The following is a 3,770-nucleotide window of genomic DNA, read 5'->3' as shown; positions in this document are numbered from 1 at the left end:
GCCCGCCTGCGCTTTGGTGCGCGCAGGCGGGCAGGGTCGGGGGCGGCTGTGTGGTCGGGGGCGGCTGTGTGGTGCTGCCGTGTGTGGGCCGGGTCAGTACTGGCGGCGGTTGAGGAACGACGTGGGGTTGTAGCCGAACGGAGGCCGCAGTCGGTCCTCGTAGGACCCCCAGTCGTCCTTGATGCCCGTGGGGAACTCGCCCTCGTGGACGGCGTTACCCTGCGCGGTCGCCAGTACGGCGGACAGGATGCCCACCTCGACCGCGGTGGGGTTGCCGCGCACGACCTGGAAGAACGGCGCCGCGGCCTTGTCGTCCGTGGCCGACTTCTCCGCGTCCTGCTGCTGCTCGGCGGCGGTCACAGCGGGATGTTCCCGTGCTTCTTGGCGGGCACCTCGACGACCTTGCGGTCGAGCAGGCGGAGCGCCTGGGCCACCTGCAGCCGGGTGTGCGACGGCGGGATGACGGCGTCGACGTAACCCCGCTCGGCGGCGACGTACGGGTTGACGAGGGTGTCCTCGTACTCGGCCTGGAGCTTGAGTCGGAGCGCGTCGACGTCGTCTCCGTTCGCCGCGGCCTGCTTGAGCTGGTCTCGGTAGACGAACCCGACGGCCCCGGACGCGCCCATGACGGCGATCTCGGCAGTCGGCCACGCCAGGTTGATGTCGGCGCCCATGTGTTTGGACCCCATGACGTCGTAGGCGCCGCCGTAGGCCTTGCGGGTGATCACGGTGACCTTGCCGACGGTGGCCTCACCGTAGGCGTACAGCAGCTTCGCGCCGCGGCGGATGATCCCGTCGAACTCCTGGCCGGTGCCCGGCAGGAAGCCGGGGACGTCGACCAGGGTGAGGATGGGGATGTTGAAGGCGTCGCAGGTGCGGACGAAGCGCGCGGCCTTCTCCGAGGCCTTGATGTCCAGGCAGCCCGCGAACTGGGTGGGCTGGTTGGCCACGACGCCGACGCTGCGGCCCTCGACCCGGCCGAACCCGACGATCACGTTCATGGCGTACTGCGCCTGGGTCTCGAGGAACTCCCCGTCGTCGACGATGTGCGAGATGACCTCGTGCATGTCGTACGGGCTGTTGGAGGAGTCCGGGATGATCGTGTCGAGCTCGTGGTCCTCGAGGGTGAGGTTGTCCTCGATCGCGCCCTCGGTCGGCGGGACCGGGAAGCGGGGAGCCTCGGCGCGGTTGTTGCTGGGCAGGTACGACAGCAGGTCCTTGACGTAGTCGAGGGCGTCCTGCTCGTCGTTGGCGGTGTAGTGCGAGACGCCCGACTTGGTCATGTGCGTGGTGGCGCCGCCGAGCTCCTCCTGGGTGACCTCCTCGCCGGTGACCGTCTTGATGACGTCCGGGCCGGTGACGAACATCTGCGAGGTCTTGTCGACCATCACGGTGAAGTCGGTGAGGGCGGGGGAGTAGACGTGTCCACCGGCGGAGGGGCCCATGATCAGGGACACCTGGGGGATCACGCCGGACGCCTGGACGTTCCGGTGGAAGATCTCGCCGTAGAGGCCGAGCGAGACCACACCCTCCTGGATGCGGGCACCGGCGCCGTGGTTGATGCCGATCATCGGGCGGCCGGTCTTGAGCGCCAGGTCCATGACCTTGACGATCTTCTCGCCGTAGACCTCACCGAGGGAGCCGCCGAAGACGGTGGCGTCCTGCGAGAAGACGCAGACGCTCCGGCCGTCGATGGTGCCGTACCCGGTGATGACACCGTCGCCCAGCGGCCGACGCTCGGCCAGGCCGAAGGTCGTGGCGCGGTGGCGGGCGAGCGCGTCGATCTCGACGAACGAGCCCGGATCGAGCAGGTTCTCGATCCGCTCGCGGGCCGTCATCAGGCCCTTGTCGTGCGTCCTGTCGACCGCGGCCTGTCCCATCGGTGCACGGGCTTCGTCGAGCCGCCGACGCAGCTCGGACAGCTTCCCGGCGGTCGTGTGGATGTCGGGCGTCGCAGCGTCGGTCTGGACGTCGTCACTCACGTCCGGTTCTGAGGCAGTCGTCATGTTGTAAGACTCTAACGACTCGGGTGGCTCCGTGGCGACGTGACCCGGCCTACTCCCCCGACACCGACCCCGCCGTCGGGCGGGGTTCGGACCTACTCTGGACGTCGTGCACGCAGACCCCGGACCCGAATCGCCGCGCCCGCTCGACGCCGATGCCCTCCGCCGGGAGCTGGTCGAGAGGCCGGGTGCGCCGTACACCTCCCTCGAGGTCCTGGAGGAGGTCGGGTCGACCAACGCCGAGGCGATGAGGCGAGCGGGACTTGGTGCCGCGGACCGCGGTGTGCTCCTGGCCGAGTACCAGGCCTCGGGACGCGGGCGGCTCGGACGCACGTGGACGGCGCCTCCGCGGACCCAGGTGGTGGTGAGTGTCCTGCTGCGCCCCGGCTCGGTCTCACCCACCCTGTTCGGGTGGCTGCCCCTGGTCACGGGTCTCGCGATCCGGGACGGACTCGTGGCGGCGGGCGGGGTGGACGCCACACTCAAGTGGCCCAACGACGTGCTCGTCGACGGGGGCAAGATCGCGGGGATCCTCTCGGAGATGACGACGGTCCCCGCGGAGGGGGACTTCGAGTTGCGCCTTCCCGCGCTGGTGGTGGGTGTGGGGATCAACGTGACACTGACGCGGGAGCAACTGCCTGTCCCGCACGCGACCTCCCTCGCCCTCTCCGGTGGGACGACCGACCGTGACGTCGTCGCACGGGCGGTCCTCGAGGCCCTGGCGCACCGGCACGAGCAGTGGCGTCGATGCGAACGCGGGAGCGGATCGACCATCTCGGACGAGCTCATGGCCGAGTACTCGGCGGCCTGCTCGACCGTCGGGGCCGAGGTCCGCGTCGAACTGCCGGGCGACGTCGTACGGACAGGGCGAGCCGCACGCGTGGACAGGGAGGGCCGCCTCGTCGTCGTCACCCCGGACGGGGAGCTGTCCGTGGCCGCCGGGGACGTGACCCACGTGCGTCCGGCCGCCGGCCGGTGGGGCGGCTGACCCGTGGGGTTCGTCCGTTCGGTCGTCTCTCCGGGGGAGACGCTGATCGTCCACAGCCACCCGCACTGGCGCGCGCTCGTGCGCCCCGCACTGGTGACGGTGATCGGCGCCGGTCTCGCCGGGATCGCCGGGGGGTTCATCGAGACGCAGGTCGTGCACTCGGGGGACCGGGCCGCGACCTGGGCGATGGTGGCGGGGATCTACCTCCTCGTTGTCCTGCGCTTCGGCCTGTGGCCCGCGCTGCGGTGGGCGCGCACCGACCTCGTGGTGACCGACGAGCGCGTGCTCTACCGGCCGGCCGGCTCGACGCGACGGTGTGTGGACGTGCCGTTGCGCCGGATCAGTGCCGTGCGGTTCCGGCACACCCTCACCGACCGGGCCCTGGGCACCGGGTGTCTCATCCTCGAGTGCGGACACCTGCCCCCGGTCGAGATCGACCATGTCCCCGCCGTGGCGCGGGTCCACGCCACGGTCTACGACGAACTGCTCCGTCTGCCCGCGGTGCCCCCGCCCGGCCCCCTCGCCCCGCCACCCCGCTTCCGCTGGGGGCTGCCGGGGCGTCGGTGACCTCCCCACCACCCGTGAGAACATGGACCACGTGAACGACGACTCGCGCATCCGCCGCAATCCTCTCGGTTCGCCCGTCGTGGCGATGATCGGAGGCGGGCAGCTCGCCCGCATGACGCACCAGTCGGCGGTGGCGCTCGGCCAGACCCTGCGCGTTCTCGCCGCCGACCCGCAGGACCCGGCCGCGCAGGTCACCCCCGACGTCGTGATCG

At 70.9% G+C, this 3,770-nt stretch carries 4 protein-coding genes and 1 pseudogene; 3 read left to right on the top strand and 2 right to left on the bottom strand.

All coding sequences use genetic code 11. From position 1 onward, the window contains the following. Positions 1–93 precede the first annotated feature (93 nt). Together G6020_RS03010 and G6020_RS03005 are read right to left on the bottom strand one after the other, a co-directional pair. Entirely contained in the window at positions 94–360 is a 267-nt protein-coding gene (locus G6020_RS03010; RefSeq protein WP_017836652.1) for an acyl-CoA carboxylase subunit epsilon, read from the bottom strand. Next, positions 357–2,006 (bottom strand): acyl-CoA carboxylase subunit beta, encoded by a 1,650-nt coding sequence (locus G6020_RS03005; protein WP_182609609.1) that lies wholly within the window; start codon positions 2,004–2,006, stop codon positions 357–359. The genes G6020_RS03010 and G6020_RS03005 overlap by 4 nt, the downstream gene beginning before the upstream one ends. A gap of 106 nt (positions 2,007–2,112) precedes the next feature. On the opposite strand from G6020_RS03005, the gene G6020_RS03000 reads away from it, so the two are divergent. From G6020_RS03000 to G6020_RS02990, 3 genes and pseudogenes are all read left to right on the top strand, one after another. Beyond that, positions 2,113–2,991: a biotin--[acetyl-CoA-carboxylase] ligase gene (locus G6020_RS03000; RefSeq protein ID WP_179524765.1), complete on the top strand. Its 879-nt coding sequence runs from the start codon at positions 2,113–2,115 to the stop codon at positions 2,989–2,991. 3 nt (positions 2,992–2,994) lie between these two features. Then, positions 2,995–3,558, top strand: a complete 564-nt coding sequence (locus G6020_RS02995; RefSeq protein ID WP_182609608.1) for a PH domain-containing protein — start codon at positions 2,995–2,997, stop codon at positions 3,556–3,558. A gap of 22 nt (positions 3,559–3,580) precedes the next feature. Then, positions 3,581–3,770, top strand: a pseudogene (locus G6020_RS02990) (5-(carboxyamino)imidazole ribonucleotide synthase); the annotation flags it as partial.

Source organism: Dietzia sp. B19 (assembly GCF_014145155.1).
GTDB lineage: Bacteria > Actinomycetota > Actinomycetes > Mycobacteriales > Mycobacteriaceae > Dietzia > Dietzia natronolimnaea.
This window is presented reverse-complemented; position numbering and strand designations above follow the sequence as displayed.